We start from the raw sequence: 22,656 nt of genomic DNA on the forward strand, positions 1-22,656 counted from the left end.
AATAATAAAAATTAAGCCCAAAAATTTTTTTGACGAAAAATCAAAAATCAATTTTGGCGGACACCCATTGTTTTTATTGTTTGGTGTGGGTTTTTTTATATTTTTTTTTGTGTTTGTAAAATCAGAAATTAAAATTAATAGTTTTATATTATTGGAGATGCTTAATTATTATTATGTATGAGCTTAAAAAAACATCTCCAATTAATAATATGAAATCTATTCAATATATATTTTGTGTTGAATGTGAAGATACTGTTGAACGTGAATCTGTGTCTGAAATGGAAGATAATAGTGTTCAATTAGAGTTAATGAATCCTTTTTATGAAGTTAAATGTGAAAAACCAAGTGATGTGTCTTTTGATATGGATGAAAAGGGTGTGTTTTCTTATTCGGATCCTTTTTGTAAACATTGTTATTCTCATAAAGTTACAAAACATGGTTATAATGTTAGGGATTTGATAACTGAGGATGGTGAGCATTATACTGCTAAAGTTCAGAGGTATTATTGTCCAGTTTGTGGTAAGTATTCTCAAACTGAATTTACAGATCAGTATGAAAATTATTGTAATTTTTCTAATGAAACTAAAGCACAATCAATTAGTGTTCGTGAAATAAGCGGATATCCGTTTCGTAAAATGAAAGATTTGTATCAAATTTTTTCTGGTGTTGCGATTTCGACTCTGTTGAAATCCTATAATTTTTTACAGTTGAAGTTGCACATCGACTATGATTTTTTGAAGAATTTTTAGTTATTTTAATTATATCTTGTTATTTATTTGTTAAATTTGGTATAATTTTAAATTAATCAGTGATATTTAAAAATAGTTTTTAATAAGTTTTATATACTTGAATGGAGAATATTTATATATATGAATAACGAAAATAAACATTCTCCAATCATTAATTAGTTGTTTAAAGTATAAAACTCTTTTGGATTTTGGGTTCAAAAAGCAGTCCACGAAAATTTTTCAAAAAAATTAAAAATAAGAGTAAAAACTGTTATAAGACCAATGAATTGATTAAATTAATTGAATACACCTACAGTTTATGCTAAATTATCTTTAAATAAGTATTCCAGTCGTTATTCTAAGCAATTATATTCTCAACCTGCACTTTTGACTATTTTGGTGTTAAAAATTTATTTAAAATTAACTTATCGTCAAATAAGTGAATATTTGGAGTTTTCAGATAGATTAAGGAGTTATTTAAGTATTAAAAATGCTCCGGATCCATCAACATTGCAGAAATTCTTTAAAAGAATGCCTACAAACATGTTTGAAAAAATAACAACATTAATACTTAATAATTTGGAAATTAAAGTTAAATATGTGGCTCTTGATGGTACTGGATTCACTAGCGACAATGCAGACAAATTATTACGCAAAAATACGCAATAACGAACGAAAACACTTAAACCAAATCACACATTGCAATCAATGTTGATTCAAGATTAATATTGTATTCACAAGCAGCAAGAGGACCTAAACACGATACAATCTTTGCAATAGTGTCCATTAGAAGTTTAAAAAAACATAAACTAGAATATGTAATAGCAGGCAAAGCATATGACACAGAAAAAATAAGGGAATGCATAAACAAAGAAATAAAAGCATCCGACCAAATACTACTTAAATCCAACTTCAGACACGGTTGGTACAGACGATTAAGCCAAAAAACATTCAACAAAGAAATATACTCACTAAGAAAACAATGCAGAAAGCGTATTTAGTGTTATAAAAAGAAAATTAAACGGAAACAACAAAAGTAAAAGTACAAGACTACAAAACAAGGAAACAAGACTCAAAACAACATTTTACAATATTCTTCAATCAATCAAAATAGAAAAATAGGATTTCAACAGAGTCGCGATTTCTCATGAAACAGTCCGTAAAGCTCAAATAATAACTGATGACTTATTTTATTTAAATAAAGAAATAATACCTTCTGGTTTTTATGGTTATGATGTTCAATGGGAACCATTGGATGATGGTTTCCATTATAGGCATTTATTATTTGATTTAGTTAATAATGCACCAGTTGCAGAGTTATTAAGTCCTAATGAAGACCTTAAAACATCATATGATTTCATCAACAAATCACTAAAACCAAAGGAACGAAAAGCCATTGTAACTGATTTAAAACCAGGATACGATAGTATCATGATGAAACTAGGATTTAAACACCAACATTGCATATATCACCTAAGATTAGCCATTAATGAACGAATTAAAAAATATTTAAAACAAAAAGACATTGAATTTAGAATTCAATTCCAAAATAAAAATAAAAAAATCTCACAATACCAATTAAATAAATTAGTTAAAAAAGAACTTAACACATTAAAAGATGAAATAAACATTTATAAACAATTATTTTTCGAATTATTTGAACAACAAACATATAATAAAGCAATAAATTACATTAACTTATTAAAAAATGAAATAAATAATTTTCCAGAAGTTTTAAAAAATTACCTAATAAAAAAATTTTTCCCAGAATATAAAAAATTCTTATGGTTCCTTAAAAAAGAATTTAAAGGAAAATTAACCCGAACTGACAATTGTTCTGAAATGTACTTCCATGCAACACTACCCAAAGCTGAGAAAAAACGATACAAAACAATGAACGGAATATTCAACCAAATATGCAACAGAAAAAATGGATGGATGAAAAAAATAAAATTCCAACTAACAAAATGACAAACCTGTTATTGTAGATAATTTTGAGTCTGTAAAATTTTATAGGCTTATTTGATTTTAATGTGTTTTTCAGTCCAATTTTGCATTTGATAGTCTAAAAATGTCAGGATTCCATTTTTGGTTTTGTATATTTTCTTTATTTTTTTAGGATTGGTTTGTCTGTAGTAATTTTCGACTTTATTGGATGTTTTTTCTATATTTTCATCATCAAGATATTCTATGTATCTGTGGGAGTGATTTATGATGTGTTTTCTTATGAAATCTTTTAAAACAACTGGTATGGTCGTATATTTTTGTAAAATATTGTTTAAATTGTTCTATTGCTTCTTTTTTTGATTTTTGTCTGAAACAGTTTTTTAATTCTTGTGCATTTTCGTAAATATGGTCTCTTTGTTTTCCATTAATCTTGTTTCTTCTACAATATACTTTTAATTTTATGGTTTATTGTTTGAAACAAATGAAATATGCACAATTGATGTTTTACTCCTATTTCATCTGCTACATTACGATACAGTGGGAATAAATCGGTTGTTAGGCAAATGAATGGTTTATTTTCTGTTGATTCTAAGATAAATTTTTTCGTGTTTTTTGGTATTCTGCGACGTACTATTCGTTCTGTGACTGGAATATTGAGTATTGCATCAAATAAAGTTAATCTGTAGTGTCTAGTTCCATTAAGTCTTAAAAATTGCTCATCATATAAATAATAGCCAGAATATTCAAATTTTTCATTGCTGATGCTTTCTTCGTGATTTTTGTCAGACCAGTTCTTGATTGTTTGATGAGATATTCTGATTCCAAGGAATATTATGAAAGTATTTACTTATTTTTATGAAGTGATTGGTACCCTATTTTCATTATTCCTGGAATTTTATCCATTATTTCTTGTAAAAATTGTTTATTTTCACCAATTAATGGATTATTGTATATTTTAGAATTTTTTTCCACATTTTTTGCATTGATATTGCTGTTCTTTGAATTCTGTTGTTTTTCCATTAGTATTTTGTTTGTTTTTCTTTATTGTGCCTTTTTTGATTATTTTGTGGCTTCCACAAACTGGACAAATGGGATTATCATATTTAAAAGTATTATTTTCATCTAAAAATAGTTTATGATTAGTATTTTCAAAATTAAGTGTTTTATTCAATCTTTTCTGAAATGATTTTTTCTTGATCAATTTTTTCATCAAAAAAATCATAAAGTTTAAGTTGTATGAAGTCTATATTACTATTGAGGGCAGATTTGTTTTGTTTGCTCATAAAACATTATTTGTCCTCACTTATTAAAGTAATTTACTATTTTTAAATCATTTATATTAAAATTAAAGAAAAATTAGAATGAAATTTCATCAAAATGAAAGTTCAACTGTAAAAAAATTCAAAAACAAATAAGCCTATAAAATTTTACAGACTCATAATTTTGAGTATTTATAGTAGTTTTTATATAAATATTTAATAATAAATAGTGAAACTAAAATTGTGGGAAGGTATTAGTTTCAAATAAATAAATTTGAATGATAAAAATGTTATATGGAATTGTAGATATTGGCTCAAATACTATCAGATTAAAAATATATGAATATAAAAATAACAAAATTAAATCCGTTTTTTCTAAAAAGAAAACAGCAGGCCTTATTGCTTATCGTGATGATGGCAAATTAAATGATGAAGGAATAAATATTTTATCATCTATATTAAATAAATTTAATAAAATTATGGATTTATTAAATGTAAGTAAGAGATATTTCTTTGCAACAGCCAGTTTAAGAAATATTTCAAATACTTATGAAATAATTGGTTTCATAAAAGAAAAATTGGGTATAAAGATTCATATTCTTGATGATGAAACCGAAGCACAGTTAAGTTTCAATTCAGTTAAAGACATAGGATTGGGAAGTGATGAGGGGATTCTTATTGATGTTGGTGGAGGCAGCTGTGAAATAATTATCTTTGAAAATAAAACACCGATTGGTAAAGGAAGTTTACCTATCGGATCACTGTCATGTTATGAAGATTATGTTGGAGTTATGTTTCCAAATAAAAAGGAATCTGAAAATATTGAAAAAAGAGTTATTAAAGAAATTGAAGATTTGGATTTTGTTAAAACTCATAAAAAATATTTATTTGGTGTAGGTGGAACTGTTAGAAATCTTAAAAAATTACTGGTTCATCTTAATTTTATCAATGAAAAAGAAGATACAATTCCGGTTTATTTGCTGGATGATGTATTGGATGAACTTAAATATAATAATAAGGAAAATTTTAATAAAATACTGAAAGTTAAAGCTGAAAGAATTCACACACTTGTGCCGGGAATTATAATTATTAAAACAATTGCAAAATATTTCCATATAGAGAAAATATGTGTTTGTAAAAATTCCATAAGGGAAGGAGTTTTATACTCACTTTTGGATGCTGAGGGATTATAATGAAAAAGAGAGATTATTCATATACTCAAAATAGGGAGCTGTCTTGGCTTAAATTTGATGACAGGGTTTTAAAAGAGGCAAAAGACAATACTGTTCCGTTGTTGGAAAGACTAAATTTCATATCTATTTTCACAAGCAATTTAGATGAATTTTATATGATTAGATGTGGCAGTCTTTTTGATTTGACTCTTATTGATGAAGATGACTGGGATAATAAAACTGGCTGGAGCCCTCAGGAACAACTGGATGCCATATTTAAAGCTACTAAACCGTTATATGAAGAAAGGGATTTGATTTTTGATGAAATAGCTAAAGATTTAAGAAAATATGGTATTGTTAAACATAATTTTGATGAGTTAAACAGTAAGTTTAGACAATATGCAACTCAGTATTTCTATGAAAATATAGCTCCGTTATTATCTCCTCAAATAATTGACTCCTATCATCCGTTTCCTCACCTGGCAAATAAAAAGTTATATATTTATTGTATCTTGGAAAGAGATGAAAAAAAGAAGAAAAATTCAAAGGAATACATTGGATTAATTCCGATTCCATATTCTTTACCTAATTATATTAAATTTCCGGATACAAATGAATTTATTTTAATGGAAGATTTGGTTTATGCATTTGTCGAAGGTATTTTTACAAATTACAGGGTTAAATATAAAACTGTAGCTGCAGTAACAAGAAATGCAGATATTAACCTTCAGGAAACTCCTATTGATGAAGATGAAGATTACAGACATTTTATGAAAAACATTCTTAAAAAAAGAAAAAGATTGTCACCAATAAGATTGGAGTTTTACAAAAGCAATGATCATAACTACACTAAATATCTTAGAAAAGAGTTGGGATTACATAAAAACCAGGTTTTTCTTATGCAGTCTCCAATAAATCTTGATTTTATCCATGATTTCATAAAAGAAATACCTGATGATGTAACTGAGGATTTAACTTTTCCGGAGTTTATTCCTCAAAGAACAAGTCAGATTGATCCAAACAAATCATTGTTTAAACAGTTGGATAAGAAAGATATTTTATTATTTTATCCATATCAGACAATGAACCATTTTCTTGATTTTTTAAAAGAGGCAGCTAATGATCCTGAAGTTTTATCAATTAAAATAACTTTATATCGTGTGGCAAGAACATCTTCTGTTATTAAATATTTGCTTGAAGCTTTAGATAATGATAAAGAGGTGACAGTTTTAATTGAGCTTCGTGCAAGATTTGATGAGAAAAATAACATTCACTATGCAGAATTACTCGAAGAAGCAGGCTGTCAAATATTGTATGGATTTTTAGATTATAAAGTGCACTCTAAAATATGTACTGTAACTAAAAAACATAAGGGAACTATAAAGCAGTACACACAAATTGGTACTGGTAATTATAATGAAAAAACTGCAAAATTATATGTTGATTACTGTTATTTAACATCTAATCAGGAAATTGGGGATGATGCTACTGAATTCTTTAAAAATTTGGCATTAGCTAATTTGCAGGGTCATTATAATAAGTTTCTTGTAGCTCCTAATTCTTTAAGATCAGGAATCATGAATCTGATTGATAAGGAAATAGCTAAAGCTAAAAATAATCAGCCTGCTGAAATTTTAATGAAAATGAATTCATTTACAGACAGACGAATCATTGATAGGATAGCTAAAGCTTCAGAAGCAGGAGTTAAAATAAAAATGATTATTCGCGGAATCTGCTGTATTATTCCAGGTCTTAAAGACAAAACAGATAATGTTGAAGTTCGTGGAATTGTTGGCAGGTATTTGGAACATTCAAGAGTCTATGCTTTTGGTGTTGGTGAAGATAGAATTTTATATATTTCAAGTGCAGATATGATGACAAGAAATACTGCAAAAAGGGTTGAAATTGCATGTCCTATTGAGGATGAAGCTATAAAGGCAAGAATTCTTGAAGATTTGGATATCATGTTAAAAGATGACATCAAAGGCCGTAGAATAAATTCCGAAGGGGATTATGAATGTATACAGCAGGCACGTCATATCAATTCACAGGAATTTTTTCAGCAAAGAGCTATTGATGAAATGAAGGATGTTAAAGTTAAAAAAGAAGATCCTAATTTTATAAAGTCAATTGTTGATAAAATTAGCAGTATTTTTGATTAAATAGTTTTCATCGAAATTCTTAATAGGAATTTCATTCTGATTCTATTTTTTTAACAACTTTTAAATTTTAGAAGTTAAATATTGTTATATTGGCCTTATTTTTGATTGAAAAAATCAATACCTTTATATAGGTAGAGAATTAAATATATTGTTATCATGTTAATTAGTGTTTAATATGATAGGCTAAGTATTTTTATTATACTTGGAGCTATTTTAAGCAATAATGCCGAGATAGTCTAGCCTGGTAAGGCGCGAGACTGGAAATCTCGTGGGAGCTTTTCCCTCCTGGGTTCAAATCCCAGTCTCGGCGTTTATTAGTTTTTAACATACGATTTTTTAATTATTTTTTTCACGATTATTAAATTATTTGTTAAACTGATATTTTGCACTCTTAGTTGTAACACTAAGTTTTAAATTGTTGAAAGAACTGTGTTTTGAAATCAAAACATTCGAATCTATTACTTTTGCGTCTCGTAGATTCGCTCTATAAATGGAGGTTATTTAATGGAAGACGACTTTAAGCACTTGGTGCGTATTTCTAGAAAGGATGTAGATGGTAATAAAACCATTGAACAAGCTTTAACCGAAATCAAAGGTGTTGGAATATCTTTATCCACAACTATGTGCCGTACTTTAGATTTAGATTCTGAAGCTCAAATCGGTTATATCGCTGATGAAGATGTTTTAAAAATTGAAGAAATTTTAGAAAACCCACAAAAATTTAATATTCCTGATTGGATGTTAAACCGTAGGGAAGACTATGAAACTGGTAAAAATATTCATTTAATTGAATCAGATCTTGACATGACTTTAAGAGATGATTTAAACAGAATGAAGAAAACCAGAAGTTACAAAGGTAGAAGACACGAAGCAGGTTTACCTGTTAGAGGTCAAAGAACTAAATCTACTTTCAGGAACAGTTCTTCAGTTGGTGTAAAACGTTCATAAGCATGAGAACTTTTTTTATAATTAATATTACTCAATAATTTTTTTTACAATGATGGTATTAATTTAATTATTTTTATAAAGGAGATGTTTTAATGGGACAACCTAGAAAATCAAGGAAAAAGTATAATACACCGCCACATCCTTGGAATGCAGAAAGAATCAAAAATGAAAATAAATTAATGACTAAATACGGCTTAAAAAACAAAAAAGAAATTTGGAAAGCTGATACTTTAGTTAGAAGATACAGTAGGGAAGCAAGATACCTACTCGGGTTCGATACGAACCAAATGCAAGATGAAAAATTAGAATTATTAGGACACTTAGCTAGAACCGGTGTTTTGCCTGAAGGTGCAGCACTTGAAGAAGTCTTAAACTTAACTGTTGAAGATATCTTAAGAAGAAGATTACAAACTATTGTTTACAAAAAAGGTTTAGCTCGTACTCCTAAAGAAGCTAGAATGTTTGTTGTACACGGTCACATAACTTTAAATGGTAAAAAAATCAATTCACCAAGTTATGTTGTATTAAAAGGCCAAGAAGATGAAATTGGATTTTATCCATCATCACCTGTAGCTAAACAGATTGAAGAGTACAATAAAAACAAAAATGAAAAAGCTACTGAGGAATAAAGGGTGTAATTATGGCAAAAGATGAAAAATGGGGTATAGCTAATATTTACTCATCATACAATAACACTATTATTACTGTAACAGATATTACTGGTGCTGAAACCATTTCCCAATGGTCTGGTGGTAAAGTTGTTCGTGCAGATAGGCAACAAGCTTCACCTTTCGCAGCTATGGCTGCAGCAACCAGAATAGCTGATGATGCTAAAGAAAAAGGATTTGTTGGCTTACATATTAGAGTAAGAGCTCCTGGTGGAAATGGACACAGAAGTCCGGGACCTGGTGCACAAGCTACTATTCGTGCTTTAGCAAGAGCTGGAATTAAAATTGGTAAAATAGAAGATATCACTCCTATTCCTCACGATGGTACTGGAAGACCTGGTGGTAAAAGAGGAAGAAGAGTCTAAGAAGGGTTTAATATGGAGATAGAAGTTAAAAGTCAAACAGATGATGAAATTGTTTTCATTGTCCGTGATGTAGAAGTACCTTTTATTAATGCTATTAGAAGGTGTGCAATGGTAAATGTACCTAAAATAGCTATTGAAGATGTAAATATCATGAGAAATGATTCAGCTATGTTTAATGAGGTACTTGCTCATAGGCTTGGTTTAACTCCTTTAGTTTCTGACATGGACGCAATTGAAGGTTTACCTTTACCTGGTGATGATGATTATGAAGATGACCATAGCGTCATGTTTTCTTTAAAAGAAGAAGGACCTAAAGTTGTTTATTCTAAGGATTTAATATCTTCAGACTCAAAAATTAAACCAGTATATGATACCATTCCTTTAGTAAAACTTAAAGAAGGAGAAAAACTAAACATTGAAGCAGTTGCAAAAGTTGGATATGGAAAAGAACATGCTAAATGGATGCCAACTACTGTATGTGTTTATAAACAATATCCCGAAATCACTTTTAATGAGAATACGGAAATTGATTATGAATGTGCTAATGCATGCCCAAGAGGTGTTTTGAAATCTGATAAAAGATCTAAAGAGATTAAGATTTTAGACATTGAAAATTGCAGTATGTGTAAAAGCTGTGTAAGAGCTTCAATTAGAAATGCACAATCTGAAGGAAAAGACGAAAGCTACATCAATGTAGGGTATCATGAAAATGATTTTATATTTAGAATAGAAACTGATGGATCAATGCCTCCTAAAGAAGTTTTATTGCAAGCTTGCGATGAATTAGGTGAAAAAGCAGATAAGTTTATCAGATTTAGTGAAGGAGGAAGTAAATAATGGTTAAGAAAATTATCAAAACAAATCCTAACCTTATTGAACTTATTAATAAACTTAATAAAAAATCAAAAACAGAAAATGCAGCTATTTGGAAAGATGTTGCTAATAGACTTGGAAGGTCTAACAGAAGAACTGCAGAAGTTAATTTATCAGATATTGCAAGGTATGCAAATGCTGATGAAACTGTTTTAGTACCTGGAAAAGTATTATCTAATGGTGATTTAACAGAAAAAGTAAATGTTGCAGCATTTAAATTCTCACAAAAAGCACAGGAAAAAATTGAAAGTGCTGGTGGAGAATGCGTCTCAATTGATGATATAATGGAATCTAATCCAAAAGGAAGCAACATTAGAATCATGGAATAAGATGGATGTGTTGTTATTATGATTATTGACGGAGAAGGATGCGTTTTAGGAAGATTAGCTAGTGTAACTAGTAAAAATCTCTTAGAAGGCGAAGAAGTAGTAATTCTTAATGCTGAAAAGATTATGATTACTGGTAATAAGGATTGGGCTTATGCAAAATACAAACAAAGAGTAGACAGAGCAAGTATCTCTAACCCTCGTGATTTAGGTCCTAAATATCCTAGAAGGCCAGATGATATATTCAGAAGAACTGTAAGAGGAATGTTACCTTATAAAAAATCTAAAGGTAGAGTTGCTTTCAAAGGTTTAAAAGCATATGTAGGTGTACCTGAAGAATATGCTGATGCTGATCTTGTTGCAGTTCCTGAAGCAGAATACAACAACCTTAAAAAAGGTATTGAATTAGGTGAAGTTTCTAAACTTTTAGGAGCTACCTTTTAGATAAATGGATGTGTGATTATGGTTAAAGTTATTCATACAAGTGGAAAACGTAAAACAGCTATCGCAAGAGGTACTGTTCAAGAAGGTACTGGTAAAGTAAGAATTAACAGAGTTCCTTTAGAACTTTACTCACCAGAACTCGCTAACTTAAAATTACAAGAACCATTAACCTTAGCTGGAGATTTAGCTAATGAAGTGGATATTAACATCCATGTTGTTGGTGGAGGAGTAATGGGTCAGGCTGAAGCTGCACGTATGGTAATTGCTAAAGGACTTGTCCAATGGTCTCAAGATATGAATTTAAAAGATAAATTCATACACTACGACAGAACCATGTTAGTAGGTGACCCAAGACGTTCAGAACCTAAAAAATATGGTGGTCCTGGAGCAAGAGCACGTAAACAAAAAAGTTACAGATAATTTTTCTGTAATTTTATAATTTTTATTTAAAAAATTAAAAAGATGATATAAATGATTCCTATAAGATGCTTAAGTTGTGGAAAACCGGTATCAGCTTACTTTGATGAATATAATAAAAGATTAGCTGCCGGTGAAAAATCAAAAGATATTTTAGATGACTTAGGCTTAAACAGATATTGTTGTAGAAGAATGTTAATTTCTCATGTTGAAACATGGGAATAGGTTTTTACAAGTTGTAGGGATATATTTTTACTTATAAAATTAATCTTGGTAAACGGTAATACCTAAAAAATGGAAGTAATATTCATGACTACAGAAAATTTAACAAGGTTTGAAAGAGCTAGACTTCTTGGAGCTAGAGCAATTCAGATTTCAATGGGTGCTAAACCTTTAGTGGAAATTGGTGACTCATTAGATCCAATTGATATAGCTTACGAAGAACTCAAAGCTGGAGTTTTACCATTAGATGTAATAAGATATGATGAATAAATAGTTTATTCTATTTATTTCATTATTAAATTATTTAAAAAAAATAAAAAATACCAACATAACTCTATAAAGAAATTTACTAATTTTTTATGAGTATAGATTATATGGTAATAAATTAATTGACACTGAGGTGTTTTTTTTGGATAGTATAATAGAAGATGTCCAGGTTCGTAAAATTTTGGACAGCAGAGGAAACCCAACTGTTGAAGTAGATGTAATTACTTGGAATGGGTTCGGCAGAGCTGCTGCACCAAGTGGGGCAAGTACTGGTTCAAGAGAAGTAGTATCATTCCCTGAAGGTGGAGTAGACGTAATTGTAAGTGAAATTGAAGATATTATTGCTTCTGAACTTATTGGAATGGATGCTGAAGATATAGCTACTATTGATGAAGTTTTAAGAGAAGTTGACGGAACTGACAATCTTTCAGCTATTGGTGGTAATACTACTGTAGCTGTTTCCATGGCTGTAGCTAAAGCTGCTGCTGCATCATATAATATGCCATTATATAAATTTTTAGGAGGAAATTTAGTAAATGAATTGCCTTTCCCTCTTGGAAATATGATGAATGGTGGAGCACATGCAGGAGTTAATGCACCGGATATTCAAGAATTTTTAGTAGTTCCTGTCGGTGCAAAAAATATGGTTGAAGCTGTATTTGCAAATTCAAGCATTCACAAAAAATTAAAAGAATTAATCCAAACTAAAGACTCCAATTTCACTGGTGGAAAAGGAGATGAAGGTGGATGGGTGCCTAACATTACTAATGATGCTGCTTTAGAAATTCAAGCTCAGGCATGTGAAGAAGTTGGTGATGAACTTGGTATTGAAATCAGACCTTCTTTAGATATGGCTGCTTCTGAATTATGGAATGCAGATGAGCAAAAATATATTTATGCTCAAGACGGTATCAAAAGAGATACTGGAGATCAAATTGACTTTGTAAAAGACATTATTGACACTTATAATATGTTTTATGTAGAAGATCCATTTGATGAATCTGATTTTGATGGATTTGCTCAGTTAACTTCCAAAGTTGGAGATAAATGCCTTATTTGTGGTGATGATTTATTTGTAACTAACAAAGAAATTTTAGCTAAAGGTATTGAAATGAATGCAGCTAATGCAATCATTATTAAACCAAATCAAATCGGTTCTTTATCTGAAACTTATGCTACTGTTAAATTAGCTAAAGAAAATGATATTGTACCTGTTGTTTCTCACAGGTCTGGTGAAACTACTGATGCAACTATTGCTCACTTAGCTGTTGGTTTTGGTTCTCCTATGATTAAAACCGGAGCTATAGGTGGAGAAAGAATAGCTAAATTAAACGAACTCATTCGTATTGAAGAAGAACTTCCTAATCCAAAAATGGGTGAATTTTAAATAACTTATTGGAGATTTAAATATGCCTATTGTAACTATTAATTATGATAAGTGTAAAGGTATTGATTGTGCAGAATGTGTTGACGTTTGCCCAATGGAAGTTTTAGTTCTTGAAGGAGACAAAGTTGAAATTGTAGATCCTGAAGACTGCAGTTTCTGTGAAGTTTGTATGGATGTCTGTCCTGAAGAATGTGTCAATGTTGAAGATGATGATTAAATTTATTTAAAAAAATTATTAAAATATATTATTAAAAATTAAGGTGAATAATTATGTCCGAACTTTTAATTGAATTAGATAACTACTTAGCAGCAGGTTTACATATCGGAACCCAACAAAAAACTAGCGATATGGAAAAATACATATTCAGAGTAAGATCTGATGGTTTATACGTATTAGATATTCAAAAAACTGATGAAAGAATTAGACAAATAGCTAAATTATTAGCAAAATACGACCCAGAAGATATTTTAGTAGTAGCTACCAGACAATACGGTCAAGCTCCTGTTAAAAAATTCGGTGAAATTACTGGTGCAAAAACCATTCCTGGCAGATTCATTCCTGGAACCTTAACTAATCCAACTTATGCAAAATTCATTGAACCAAAAATTATTGTAGTAACTGACCCAAGATCAGATGCACAAGCAGTTCTTGAATCTAAACAAAACGGAATTCCTGTAGTTGCATTATGTGATACTGAAAACTTACTTAGTTTTGTTGACATTGCTATTCCTGTAAACAACAAAGGTAGGAAAGCTATTGCTTTAGTTTACTGGTTACTTGCTAGACAAATATTAAGAGAAAGAGGTACCATTCCTGAAGATGGTGACTTAGATATTGAAGCTACTGACTTTGAACTTAAATTTTAAGTGAGTTTTATGTTAAGAAAACCTGCAGTTGCTGGAATGTTTTATCCAGATGATCCTGATGAGCTTGTAAAAACTGTTGAAGGCTGTTTTTTACACTCTTTTGGTCCTGGTAAAATTCCAGACATTAAATCTTTTGAGGGTAATGATTATCCAGTTAATGTTATGGTTCCACATGCAGGTTTTCAATATTCTGGAACAATAGCTGCTCACAGCTATTGTGAATTAGCTAAAAATGGTTTTCCTGAAGTTTTTATAATAATTGGTCCAAATCATACTGGTTTAGGCAGTGAAGTTTCAGTTTTCAACAAAGGAGAATGGATAACTCCACTTGGAAATATTCAGGTTGATGATGAATTTGCAGATACTTTAATTTCTTTTTCAGATTTTGCATCAGCTGATTTTACTGCCCATATAAAAGAACACAGTATAGAGGTTCAACTTCCATTTTTACAATATTTTTCCAATGACTTTAAAGTAGTGCCTGTTGTATTAGGTTCACAAACACTTTCAACAGCAAATGATTTGGCAACAGCTATTTTTAAAGCTGGTGAAAAATTAGGCAAATCTTACTGTGTTATAGCCAGTAGTGATTTATCTCATTTTAATACTCAAGAGAGAGCTAATAAAGTTGACGGTTTTGTTTTAGAAGATATTGAAGATATGGATGAGTTTAAACTTTTAGAAGAAATTATTCAGTATAATATAACCATGTGTGGTTATGGTCCGGTTATGACTACAATAATACTTTCAAAGATGTGTGGGAAAAATACATCTGAAATATTGGCTTATAAAACTAGTGGTGATATATCTGGTGATTTAAGTTCTGTTGTAGGTTATGCTTCAGGTATTTTTAAATAAGGTGTGTTTATATGAGGGCTTTAGCTTCTGCTCCAGCAAAAACTATTTTGTTTGGTGAACATTCTGTTGTTTATGATGAACCTGCGATTGCAGGAGCAGTTAATAAAAGAGCATATGTTGAAATTACTGAATCAAAGACAGATAAATCTATTTTGAAGTCTCATGATTTGAATTTTGAAGCTGAGTTAGATACTAAACATAAGAAATATAATTTAAAAAGAGGAAAGCCGGGTATTATTCGATATATTTTAGAAGCTCTTAATAAAGTTCACGATCATAGTCCAATTGTGATGAAATTATCTTCAAATATTCCTATTGGTTCCGGACTTGGTTCTTCTGCTGCAGTTACAGTAGCTACACTAGCTGCATTATATAGGTTTCATAATATAAGATTTAACAAGAAATCTTTAGCTCATGATGCCCATATGGTTGAACAGGCAGTTCAGGGAATAGCCAGTCCATTAGATACATTAGTTTCTACTTATGGTGGCCTTGTTTATTTATCTAGAAATAAAAAAGTGGAACATTTCAAAGTTAACTTCAATGCGCCTTTTGTTGTAGGTTACACAAATAAACATGGTAATACAGGCAAAATGGTTAAGGATGTAAGACTCCTGAAAAATAGAAATCCAAAAATTATCAACCCTGTTATTAGTGCAATGGGGCAGTTGACTAACTATGCTAAACAGGCTATATTAAAACGTGATTTCAATAAAATTGGTGAGTTAATGAATATAAATCATGGATTTTTGGATGTTTTAGGAGTAAATACTATGGAATTGTCCCGTATGGTTTATACTGCTAGAGAATATGGTGCTATTGGTTCTAAAATCACTGGAGCTGGTGGTGGAGGAAGTATTATAGCACTTTGTCCAAACAGAGTAGATGAAGTTGCCCGTGGAATTGCTGCTGAAGATAATGTTTTAAAAATAAGATTTACTAGAAAAGGGGTTTCTTCAAGGGTTTACAAGTGATTTATATGATTATTTTAAAAATTGGAGGGAGCATCTTAACAAATAAAGATGCAACTAAAAGCGAAATTGATGAGAAAAACTTATCAAGGATTGCAAATGAAATTAAATCTTCACTTGACAATGAGTCTAAAGAGATAATAATTGTTCATGGTGCAGGTTCATTTGGCCATCCTCCAGCTAAAGAATATAAAATCGGAGAACCTTTTAACAAAGAAGAATATCCTCAAAAAAGAATAGGATTTTCTAAAACACAAAATGCAGTTAAAAGATTAAACATGCTTATTTGTGATGAATTTATAAAAGAAGATTTGCCTGTTGTAGCTATTCCAGCTTCAAGTTTTATGGTAGCTACTAATAAAAGAATAACTGAAGGTAATTTAGATAGCTTTAAGAGATATTTAAATAAAGGATTTATTCCAGTTATTTATGGGGATGTTGTTTTAGATAAAGATTTGGAAATCTGTGTTATTTCTGGTGATCAGATTATTCAATATTTAGCTAAAAATCTTAATCCTGATAAAGTTATTTTAGGAACTGATGTTGATGGTGTTTATAATAAAAATCCTAAAATACACGATGATGCAGTTTTCTTTGATAAATTTTCTTCACTTGAAGATTTAGATACTTTAGAAGGAACTACTAATGTTGATGTCACAGGCGGAATGGTTGGTAAAATTAAAGAGCTTTTATATTTAGCAGATTTGGGAATAGAATCTAAAATAATAAATGCTGAAATTGAAAACAATATTTTCAAAGCTTTAAACAATGATCAAGTAAAGGGAACTGTTATTTCAAGGGGATAATAAAAACATGATTTCAGATAGAAAATTAGAGCATTTATTAATTTGTAAAAATTATGATGTTGAATTTAAAAATAAAAAAACTGGTTTCGAAGATGTTGAATTAATCCACAAAGCACTTCCGGAAATTGATAAAAACGACATTGATTTATCAACTTCTGTTTTTGGTAAAAAATTAGATTCTCCTTTATTTATAACTGCTATTACTGGAGGTCATCCTTCTGCAAAAGCTATTAATAAACAATTAGCTATTGCTGCAGAAAGTAAAAATATAGCTTTAGGTGTTGGCAGTCAAAGAGCTGCTATTGAACATCCTGAACTTGCAGATACATATACTGTTGTTAGAAAAAATGCTCCTGATTGTTTGCTTGTTGGTAATATTGGAGCACCTCAATTGGAATTGGCTGATAAGGCTGTTGAAATTTTAGATGCAGATATTTTAGCTATTCATTTAAATCCTCTTCAGGAATCAATACAGCCTGAAGGAGATTTGGATGCAAGAGGTTTTCTTGATTCAATAAATCAAATAACTAAAAGAGTTGATATTCCTGTTATGGCTAAAGAAACGGGCTGTGGAATATCTGCTGAAGTAGCAAAGCAGTTAGTTGGTGCTGGTGTTAGCTATATTGATATTGAAGGTGCAGGAGGAACAAGCTGGGCTGCTGTTGAGACTTACAGAGCTGAAGACAGATATTTAGGTGAAACATTTTGGGATTGGGGAATTCCAACAGCTATCAGTACAGTAGAGGTTACTGATGCTGTAGATGTTCCAGTTGTTTCATCAGGTGGTATCAGATCAGGACTTGAAGCAGCAAAAGCTATTGCTCTTGGAGCAGATAGTGTAGGTATGGCATTACCATTTTTAAAACACTCTGTTTCTGAAGAACAATTAACCACATTCATTGACAGATTCAATGATTCTCTAAGAATAGCTATGTTTTTAGTTGGCGCAAATAATATCGAAGAACTCAAAAATTCAAACTTAATTATAAGTGGAAAAACAAGAGAATGGCTTAATGAAAGAGGAATTAACACAAAGAAATATTCAAGGAGATAAAAACATATGAGTGTTGAAGTAATCGCAATTGGCGGATATGAAGAAGTCGGGAAGAACATGACTGCTGTCAAGATTGGCGAAGATGTTATCATTTTTGATATGGGAATACATTTAGACAGAATCAATATTCACGAAGATACTGATATTGATAGAATGCATAGTCTAGATTTGATTGAAAGGGGAATTATTCCAGATGACACTTTAATGAAAGATGTTGACGGTAAAGTAAAAGGAATAATCTTCTCTCACGGTCACTTGGACCATATTGGTGCAGTAGCTAAATTAGCTCACAGATATGATGCTCCATTAATTGGAACTCCATATACAACTGCACTTGTTGAAAAACAAATTAAAGGGGAACGTAAATTTAAAGTGAATAATCCAATTAGGCCTTTAAACCCTGGAAGTAAAATGAAATTGTCTAAAAATATTACTTTGGAATTTGTTCAGTCAACACACAGTATTCCACAAGCAGTTTTTCCGGTTTTACATACTCCTGAAGGAATTATTGTTTATGCACTTGATTTTAAATTTGATAATCATCAAAAAGTATCTCCACCACCTGATTATAAAAGATTAAGAGAATTAGGTAGGAAAGGAGTTCTTACTCTTATTGTAGAGACTACTAATGCAAAAAACACAGATGAAGTTAAAACTTATTCTGAAAGAATTGCAAGAAACATTTTGGAAGATGTAATGCACGGACCATTATATGAGAAAAAAGGTATGATTGTTACTACTTTCGCTTCTCATATTGAGAGAGTTCAGGCTATTGCTGATATTGCTAAAAAAAGCCACAGGGAAATTTATTTCCTTGGAAGATCTATGGAAAGGTTCTGTGGTATTGCACAAAAACAGGGTATTTTAAAATTACCTAAAAATGCAAGTATTTATGGAAGCCCGAAAGCAGTTAACAAAGCTTTAATGAGAGCTGATGAAGACAGGGAAAAATATTTGCTTGTAACTACTGGACACCAAGGAGAACCAGATGCATTACTTCCTAGAATAGCCAGTAACAGAACTCCATTCAATATTAAAGAAGGAGATAATGTTATTATTTCTGCACCGATTATTCCAAATCCGACTAATGCAGCTAACAGGCATATTATGGAAAGTAAATTAAGAGCAAAAGGTGCAAGAATTTATTCAAATGCTCACGTTTCAGGACATGCTGGAAGGGAAGACCACAGAGAATTCTTACGTATGTTAAAACCACAGCATATTATTCCGGCTCATGGAGATTTATCAATGCTTGCAGCTTATGGGGAATTAGCTGAAGAGGAAGGTTATAGAATTGGTTATAATGTTCATATATTAAGAAATTCACAAGCACAAGTTTTTGAAAATGAACGTGCACATGGAGGAAATTAGCATGGATGTAATAGAAGAATTGGGAAATTATTCCATTGATATTAGTAAAACAATAGAAGAAGAATTATCTTGCATAGTTCCAAATAATCTTCAGGAAGCTTCAATTTATTTAACTAAAGCTGGAGGTAAAATGCTTAGACCAGCTTTAACTTTAATTACTTCTGAAGCAGTTGGAGGATCTAGGGATAATTCATTGAAGTCTGCTGCAGCTATTGAACTTATCCATACATTTTCACTTATTCATGATGATATCATGGATGATGATGATATGAGAAGGGGAAAACCTGCTGTACATAAAGTTTGGGATGAAAATGTAGCTATTTTAGCTGGAGATACTTTATTTTCAAAAGCTTTTGAAATAATTATGAATTCAGACCCTGAAAAAAATACACCGACCCAGTTAAGCCAAACATTAGCTACTGTAGCTGATGCATGTGTTAAAATTTGTGAAGGTCAGGCTTCTGATATGAGTTTTGAAGACAGATATGATGTATCTGAAGATGAATACTTGGACATGATCTTTAAAAAGACTGGTGCATTAATAGCCGCAGCTTCTAAAGCTGGAGCTATTATGGGTGGAGCCAATCAGGAAGTAATTGATGCAATGTATGATTACGGAAGATTAATTGGTCTTGCTTTCCAAATTCAGGATGATTATTTAGATTTAGCTAGTGATGAAGAAACATTAGGTAAACCTATTGGAAGTGACATAGCTAAAGGTAAAATGACTATTATAGCTATTAAGGCTTTAGCTGCTTGTGAAGGTGAAGACAATAAAAAATTATTAGAAATCTTAAAAGATGATAATAATTCACAAGAAGATATAGATATGGCTCTTGATTTATTTAATAAATATGGCGCTATTGAATATGCTAAAAATGTTGCGTTAGAAAATGTAGCTTCTGCTAAAAAAGTACTCGAAATATTGCCTGATTCTGAAAGTAAACAGATGCTTTTTGATCTTGCAGATTTTGTACTTGAAAGACATTCTTAAATTCATTTGGGATTTCAAATCCTATTTTTTTCTTTTTTTGATTAACCGATTTATTTTATCCATTAAAACATTTTATGATATTTTTTTAAATAAAACAATTTTAAAATAGAAATTAATTCTTTTTACATTCAATAAATAATTTTAAAGAGGCAGTTGTAAATTCTGATGGGAAAGTAATTATGCCTCTCTGTTGAATTTTAGTAAAGTTGGATTAATTAACATTAAACTAACAATATTTATATTATGTCATATTAATATTAATATATGAACTTTAATTCTCCAAGAGACATTATTTCGGATTATAAACAAACTTTCGCAACCAATAAAAAATTTATTTTAATTTATTTGGTGGGGATTGTGTTTTTTGTATTTTCAATGTTTTGTTGGGATAACTTTATCTACTTTAAAGGGGAGTTAATAGGTTTAACTATTCTTTTGATTTTTGGAAGTTTTGGAGTATTGTACAGTATTAAACATAAAAAAGAACCTCACAAAGTTGCTTTTGTAATTATTCTTCTTTTTGGGCTCTTGATGGTATTTTTTGCACCTCCACTGTCATTTCCAGATGAGGCTATTCATTTTGAACGTGCAGAATCTATAACTGAGGGTGTTTTATATCCTGTAAAAACTCCGAATGGTTATCATGTTCATGATTATTTCTTTGAAATGAATCAGGCAAAATCAGGAACAACAATTCTTGATTATAATTTTAATAATCCTATAAATGATTCATGGGGTTATTGGCCGGCATCTACAAACACTCCATTTTATTCTTATTTGTTTTCGGCTTTGGGAATTTTAATAGCTAAATGTCTGGATTTGTCTGTTATATGGACATTATGGTTAGGAAGACTGGCTAATTTATTATTGTATGGGGGTTTTGTTTATTTTGCAATTAAAAAAGCTCCTGTTTATAAGATGCCATTGCTGTTTATGGCTTGTTTGCCGATTGCAGTTTCCCAAGCTTCATCATTTAGTTATGATGCATTTATATTTGGCTGTGCTATAGTGATGTTTGCTTATTTTGTCCATATGTATAAAAATAAGTTTGAAACTAAAGATTTGGCCATATTTTTCATAGCATGTTTGCTGATGAGTTTAATAAAGCCACCTTATGTCTTTTTAGCTTTGGGTATATTTGCTGTTCCTAAGGAGAATTTTCCATCTGCAAAACTTCAGAAATATTCTGCAATTGTCACATTTGCAGTTTTTGTAATTGTAATATTGCATTTTGGAAATTTCTTTAATCAGTTTATTGGTGCTAGTCAACACACCACGGATTATGTATTGAATAGCCGTAATGCATCATTTACTGCTCAGATGGAATATATTATGGGTAATCCTGCAGCTATTGGTACTTTGCTGTTGTTTGCAGTCAAATCTGTATTTGATGTATTTGTTGTCAATTCAACATTTTATCATTTTGCAGATTTTAAAGGGTTGATTTTATTTAATGCAATTTATCTGGTCTTTTTTGCTGTATTTTCTGTTGGATATCAGCATGAATTAAATCTGTCCAGAAAAAGAAGGCTAATATTAACTGCTATTGTTTTGCTTGTGTACTTTTCAATATTCGGTATTTTATACTGTACATGGACTCCTGTTGGTGCAAGTTACATTGTCGGAATTCAAACAAGATATTTTGTTCCAATGCTTCCTTTAATTCCTTTAATAGTAAATATAAAACATGAGAAATTTGAAAATAGGGATGATTTATTTTTAACTTTAATAATAGTGTTTTTAGCAGGTTTATTTTTACTTACTGTTTCACATTATTATTAGCTATTTTTTTTAGCTGATTTTCAAATCGTTCATTATAGTTGTTTGCTATTTCTTCGTACTGGTTCCAGATTCCGATAGCAGTATTTGGAAGTATTTCACCATTTTCCTTTGAAAATTTTGAATATATGTGCATCATTTCTTTTGAATCAGATATTAACATCTTAACATAGGGAATATCTGTTGTATAGACATTTACATTTTTCTGATTAAATAATTTGGAAATATTAAATTCTTCATAGGATATCCGGCAGTAAGGTGAAACCATAATGTTTATTTTAACATTTTCAGATTTTAAAAGCAGTTCATAAACTAATTTTGATCCTTCGTTCTGAAGTAAAAATCCTATTTTCATGTTTATTGTTTTTTTAGACCGTCTGATGATTTCCAGTTCTTTATCGATTATATTGTCCAAACCGCTTATTCTCCAAATTGGAGCTTCAACTTCAGATATTTTCTTTTCATATAATGTATTCAGATTTTCGCCGGTTTTATTAATTCTTCTGATAAATTTTTCTTTTTCCCTTTTCAATACATTAATTGGAGGATTTACATGATATGTTAAAGGGCGTCCACTTTCTATTTTGATGTAGTCTTTTGAATTTAATCTTTTTAAGACATCATATATTTTGGATCTTGGTATATCTGATTTGTCACTTATTTCATCAGCTGTGGCATGAATTAGTGAACTTAATGTAATATATGTTTTAGCTTCGTATGTGGTTAGCCCCAATTGTTTTAATAAGTTGATGTCTTCCTGTTTCATAGTAA

Annotated in this window: 25 protein-coding genes, 1 tRNA gene and 1 pseudogene; 25 read left to right on the top strand and 2 right to left on the bottom strand. The window is 30.4% G+C overall.

Going from position 1 to position 22,656, the window contains the following annotated elements:
* Positions 1–173: 173 nt before the first annotated feature.
* The 3 genes from K4897_RS07915 (at position 174) to K4897_RS07925 (ending at position 2,699) form a co-directional block, all read left to right on the top strand.
* Positions 174–749 carry a hypothetical protein gene (locus tag K4897_RS07915; protein WP_250415949.1) on the top strand — a complete coding sequence of 192 codons (576 nt, stop codon included), beginning with the start codon at positions 174–176 and terminating at the stop codon, positions 747–749.
* 279 nt (positions 750–1,028) lie between these two features.
* The gene (locus K4897_RS07920) at positions 1,029–1,397 is read left to right on the top strand and encodes a transposase (protein ID WP_250415950.1); all 369 of its coding nucleotides are present in this window, start codon (positions 1,029–1,031) and stop codon (positions 1,395–1,397) included.
* Positions 1,398–1,979: 582 nt separating this feature from the next.
* The gene (locus tag K4897_RS07925; protein ID WP_250415952.1) at positions 1,980–2,699 is read left to right on the top strand and encodes a hypothetical protein; all 720 of its coding nucleotides are present in this window, start codon (positions 1,980–1,982) and stop codon (positions 2,697–2,699) included.
* A gap of 47 nt (positions 2,700–2,746) precedes the next feature.
* Here the strand turns inward: K4897_RS07925 and K4897_RS07930 are convergent.
* Positions 2,747–3,958 (bottom strand): annotated as a pseudogene (locus K4897_RS07930) (transposase).
* 254 nt (positions 3,959–4,212) lie between these two features.
* On the opposite strand from K4897_RS07930, the gene K4897_RS07935 reads away from it, so the two are divergent.
* The 22 genes from K4897_RS07935 to K4897_RS08040 all read left to right on the top strand — a co-directional run bounded on the left by K4897_RS07935 (position 4,213) and on the right by K4897_RS08040 (position 21,888).
* Positions 4,213–5,127 carry an exopolyphosphatase gene (locus K4897_RS07935; protein ID WP_250415953.1) on the top strand — a complete coding sequence of 305 codons (915 nt, stop codon included), beginning with the start codon at positions 4,213–4,215 and terminating at the stop codon, positions 5,125–5,127.
* A complete protein-coding gene (locus K4897_RS07940; protein WP_019265278.1) occupies positions 5,127–7,268 on the top strand; it encodes an RNA degradosome polyphosphate kinase in 2,142 nt (713 codons plus the stop codon). The genes K4897_RS07935 and K4897_RS07940 overlap by 1 nt, the downstream gene beginning before the upstream one ends.
* A 225-nt stretch (positions 7,269–7,493) precedes the next feature.
* Positions 7,494–7,578, top strand: a tRNA-Ser gene (locus tag K4897_RS07945).
* A 194-nt stretch (positions 7,579–7,772) separates the two neighbouring features.
* A complete protein-coding gene (locus K4897_RS07950) occupies positions 7,773–8,216 on the top strand; it encodes a 30S ribosomal protein S13 (RefSeq protein ID WP_019265279.1) in 444 nt (147 codons plus the stop codon).
* Between the two features lie 92 nt (positions 8,217–8,308).
* Positions 8,309–8,845, top strand: coding sequence for a 30S ribosomal protein S4 (locus K4897_RS07955; RefSeq protein ID WP_019265280.1), 537 nt, complete (start codon positions 8,309–8,311; stop codon positions 8,843–8,845).
* A gap of 11 nt (positions 8,846–8,856) precedes the next feature.
* Positions 8,857–9,249, top strand: a complete 393-nt coding sequence (locus K4897_RS07960; RefSeq protein ID WP_004033264.1) for a 30S ribosomal protein S11 — start codon at positions 8,857–8,859, stop codon at positions 9,247–9,249.
* A gap of 12 nt (positions 9,250–9,261) precedes the next feature.
* Positions 9,262–10,086, top strand: coding sequence for a DNA-directed RNA polymerase subunit D (locus tag K4897_RS07965; RefSeq protein WP_019265281.1), 825 nt, complete (start codon positions 9,262–9,264; stop codon positions 10,084–10,086).
* Positions 10,086–10,451 carry a 50S ribosomal protein L18e gene (locus K4897_RS07970; protein WP_004033268.1) on the top strand — a complete coding sequence of 122 codons (366 nt, stop codon included), beginning with the start codon at positions 10,086–10,088 and terminating at the stop codon, positions 10,449–10,451. The genes K4897_RS07965 and K4897_RS07970 overlap by 1 nt, the downstream gene beginning before the upstream one ends.
* 18 nt (positions 10,452–10,469) lie before the next feature.
* Positions 10,470–10,892 carry a 50S ribosomal protein L13 gene (locus K4897_RS07975; RefSeq protein ID WP_004033270.1) on the top strand — a complete coding sequence of 141 codons (423 nt, stop codon included), beginning with the start codon at positions 10,470–10,472 and terminating at the stop codon, positions 10,890–10,892.
* A gap of 18 nt (positions 10,893–10,910) precedes the next feature.
* Positions 10,911–11,312: a 30S ribosomal protein S9 gene (locus tag K4897_RS07980; RefSeq protein ID WP_004033272.1), complete on the top strand. Its 402-nt coding sequence runs from the start codon at positions 10,911–10,913 to the stop codon at positions 11,310–11,312.
* Between the two features lie 51 nt (positions 11,313–11,363).
* Positions 11,364–11,534 (top strand): DNA-directed RNA polymerase subunit N, encoded by a 171-nt coding sequence (locus K4897_RS07985; protein ID WP_004033275.1) that lies wholly within the window; start codon positions 11,364–11,366, stop codon positions 11,532–11,534.
* 69 nt (positions 11,535–11,603) lie between these two features.
* A complete protein-coding gene (locus K4897_RS07990; protein WP_004033277.1) occupies positions 11,604–11,801 on the top strand; it encodes a DNA-directed RNA polymerase subunit K in 198 nt (65 codons plus the stop codon).
* Positions 11,802–11,940: 139 nt separating this feature from the next.
* Positions 11,941–13,185 carry a phosphopyruvate hydratase gene (gene eno / locus K4897_RS07995; protein ID WP_250415955.1) on the top strand — a complete coding sequence of 415 codons (1,245 nt, stop codon included), beginning with the start codon at positions 11,941–11,943 and terminating at the stop codon, positions 13,183–13,185.
* Positions 13,186–13,207: 22 nt separating this feature from the next.
* Entirely contained in the window at positions 13,208–13,402 is a 195-nt protein-coding gene (locus tag K4897_RS08000) for a 4Fe-4S dicluster domain-containing protein (RefSeq protein WP_004033287.1), read from the top strand.
* A 53-nt stretch (positions 13,403–13,455) separates the two neighbouring features.
* On the top strand, positions 13,456–14,052 hold the full coding sequence (rpsB, locus tag K4897_RS08005) for a 30S ribosomal protein S2 (RefSeq protein WP_019265283.1): 597 nt from the start codon (positions 13,456–13,458) through the stop codon (positions 14,050–14,052).
* Positions 14,053–14,061: 9 nt separating this feature from the next.
* The gene (amrB, locus tag K4897_RS08010; protein ID WP_019268133.1) at positions 14,062–14,910 is read left to right on the top strand and encodes an AmmeMemoRadiSam system protein B; all 849 of its coding nucleotides are present in this window, start codon (positions 14,062–14,064) and stop codon (positions 14,908–14,910) included.
* An 11-nt stretch (positions 14,911–14,921) separates the two neighbouring features.
* Positions 14,922–15,884 (top strand): mevalonate kinase, encoded by a 963-nt coding sequence (gene mvk / locus K4897_RS08015; RefSeq protein ID WP_019266937.1) that lies wholly within the window; start codon positions 14,922–14,924, stop codon positions 15,882–15,884.
* 5 nt (positions 15,885–15,889) lie between these two features.
* Positions 15,890–16,687, top strand: a complete 798-nt coding sequence (locus tag K4897_RS08020; protein WP_019265286.1) for an isopentenyl phosphate kinase — start codon at positions 15,890–15,892, stop codon at positions 16,685–16,687.
* Between the two features lie 7 nt (positions 16,688–16,694).
* Positions 16,695–17,741 (top strand): type 2 isopentenyl-diphosphate Delta-isomerase, encoded by a 1,047-nt coding sequence (fni, locus tag K4897_RS08025; protein ID WP_019268134.1) that lies wholly within the window; start codon positions 16,695–16,697, stop codon positions 17,739–17,741.
* 6 nt (positions 17,742–17,747) lie between these two features.
* A complete protein-coding gene (locus K4897_RS08030; RefSeq protein WP_019265288.1) occupies positions 17,748–19,112 on the top strand; it encodes an RNase J family beta-CASP ribonuclease in 1,365 nt (454 codons plus the stop codon).
* 1 nt (position 19,113) lies between these two features.
* Positions 19,114–20,106 (top strand): short chain isoprenyl diphosphate synthase IdsA, encoded by a 993-nt coding sequence (idsA, locus tag K4897_RS08035; protein ID WP_019265289.1) that lies wholly within the window; start codon positions 19,114–19,116, stop codon positions 20,104–20,106.
* A gap of 375 nt (positions 20,107–20,481) precedes the next feature.
* Positions 20,482–21,888 carry a DUF2142 domain-containing protein gene (locus K4897_RS08040; RefSeq protein WP_250416967.1) on the top strand — a complete coding sequence of 469 codons (1,407 nt, stop codon included), beginning with the start codon at positions 20,482–20,484 and terminating at the stop codon, positions 21,886–21,888.
* Here the strand turns inward: K4897_RS08040 and K4897_RS08045 are convergent.
* On the bottom strand, positions 21,866–22,651 hold the full coding sequence (locus K4897_RS08045) for a TrmB family transcriptional regulator (protein WP_250415957.1): 786 nt from the start codon (positions 22,649–22,651) through the stop codon (positions 21,866–21,868). The genes K4897_RS08040 and K4897_RS08045 overlap by 23 nt on opposite strands.
* Between the last annotated feature and the right edge of the window lie 5 nt (positions 22,652–22,656).

The organism is Methanobrevibacter sp. TLL-48-HuF1 (assembly GCF_023617305.1).
Taxonomy (GTDB): domain Archaea; phylum Methanobacteriota; class Methanobacteria; order Methanobacteriales; family Methanobacteriaceae; genus Methanocatella; species Methanocatella intestini.

Bases quoted from the DNA above. Each gene is read 5' to 3' on its own strand.
- K4897_RS07915 (WP_250415949.1), top strand. From the start codon at position 174: ATGTATGAGCTTAAAAAAACATCTCCAATTAATAATATGAAATCTATT.
- K4897_RS07935 (WP_250415953.1), top strand. From the start codon at position 4,213: ATGATAAAAATGTTATATGGAATTGTAGATATTGGCTCAAATACTATC.
- K4897_RS07940 (WP_019265278.1), top strand. From the start codon at position 5,127: ATGAAAAAGAGAGATTATTCATATACTCAAAATAGGGAGCTGTCTTGG.
- K4897_RS07950 (WP_019265279.1), top strand. From the start codon at position 7,773: ATGGAAGACGACTTTAAGCACTTGGTGCGTATTTCTAGAAAGGATGTA.
- K4897_RS07955 (WP_019265280.1), top strand. From the start codon at position 8,309: ATGGGACAACCTAGAAAATCAAGGAAAAAGTATAATACACCGCCACAT.
- K4897_RS07960 (WP_004033264.1), top strand. From the start codon at position 8,857: ATGGCAAAAGATGAAAAATGGGGTATAGCTAATATTTACTCATCATAC.
- K4897_RS07965 (WP_019265281.1), top strand. From the start codon at position 9,262: ATGGAGATAGAAGTTAAAAGTCAAACAGATGATGAAATTGTTTTCATT.
- K4897_RS07970 (WP_004033268.1), top strand. From the start codon at position 10,086: ATGGTTAAGAAAATTATCAAAACAAATCCTAACCTTATTGAACTTATT.
- K4897_RS07975 (WP_004033270.1), top strand. From the start codon at position 10,470: ATGATTATTGACGGAGAAGGATGCGTTTTAGGAAGATTAGCTAGTGTA.
- K4897_RS07980 (WP_004033272.1), top strand. From the start codon at position 10,911: ATGGTTAAAGTTATTCATACAAGTGGAAAACGTAAAACAGCTATCGCA.
- K4897_RS07985 (WP_004033275.1), top strand. From the start codon at position 11,364: ATGATTCCTATAAGATGCTTAAGTTGTGGAAAACCGGTATCAGCTTAC.
- K4897_RS07990 (WP_004033277.1), top strand. From the start codon at position 11,604: ATGGAAGTAATATTCATGACTACAGAAAATTTAACAAGGTTTGAAAGA.
- K4897_RS08000 (WP_004033287.1), top strand. From the start codon at position 13,208: ATGCCTATTGTAACTATTAATTATGATAAGTGTAAAGGTATTGATTGT.
- rpsB (WP_019265283.1), top strand. From the start codon at position 13,456: ATGTCCGAACTTTTAATTGAATTAGATAACTACTTAGCAGCAGGTTTA.
- amrB (WP_019268133.1), top strand. From the start codon at position 14,062: ATGTTAAGAAAACCTGCAGTTGCTGGAATGTTTTATCCAGATGATCCT.
- mvk (WP_019266937.1), top strand. From the start codon at position 14,922: ATGAGGGCTTTAGCTTCTGCTCCAGCAAAAACTATTTTGTTTGGTGAA.
- K4897_RS08020 (WP_019265286.1), top strand. From the start codon at position 15,890: ATGATTATTTTAAAAATTGGAGGGAGCATCTTAACAAATAAAGATGCA.
- fni (WP_019268134.1), top strand. From the start codon at position 16,695: ATGATTTCAGATAGAAAATTAGAGCATTTATTAATTTGTAAAAATTAT.
- K4897_RS08030 (WP_019265288.1), top strand. From the start codon at position 17,748: ATGAGTGTTGAAGTAATCGCAATTGGCGGATATGAAGAAGTCGGGAAG.
- idsA (WP_019265289.1), top strand. From the start codon at position 19,114: ATGGATGTAATAGAAGAATTGGGAAATTATTCCATTGATATTAGTAAA.
- K4897_RS08040 (WP_250416967.1), top strand. From the start codon at position 20,482: ATGTTTTGTTGGGATAACTTTATCTACTTTAAAGGGGAGTTAATAGGT.
- K4897_RS08045 (WP_250415957.1), bottom strand. From the start codon at position 22,651: ATGAAACAGGAAGACATCAACTTATTAAAACAATTGGGGCTAACCACA.